This is a genomic window from Streptomyces beijiangensis (genome assembly GCF_017315755.1).
GTDB lineage: Bacteria > Actinomycetota > Actinomycetes > Streptomycetales > Streptomycetaceae > Streptomyces > Streptomyces beijiangensis.
The window spans coordinates 1-299 of record NZ_JAFLRJ010001620.1 but is presented as its reverse complement, the minus strand read 5'-3'; the positions used below and the strand labels follow the sequence as shown (position 1 = coordinate 299).

At 68.9% G+C, this 299-nt stretch carries 1 pseudogene; it reads right to left on the bottom strand.

The features are described 5' to 3' along the window. Positions 1–226: pseudogene (locus J0695_RS42935) on the bottom strand (HEAT repeat domain-containing protein); the annotation flags it as partial. Between the last annotated feature and the right edge of the window lie 73 nt (positions 227–299).

Genomic DNA, 299 nt, shown 5'->3' with positions numbered 1-299 from the left:
CATAAGTGACGAACGCTTCGGAGCGGTCGCGCATCATCGCGGCACTGTCCGTGCAGGCCGTCGAGATGGTGCCGTCCGGGGCGATGCGGACGCCGCCGTCATCTCGGTCCACGGCTTCACGTCCGATGCTCACCAGCCGCTCGACGATCGAGGCACGATCGGGGGTCGCGGGCTCGTCGGCCAGCGCGAACAGGAACGGCAGACTCGCCGCCGTGCACGCGTACACGTCGCCCTGATGATGGGCCGCACTGTAGAAATCACCGAGCGCCCTCTCCCGGACCCCGGGATCGGGTGAGGCC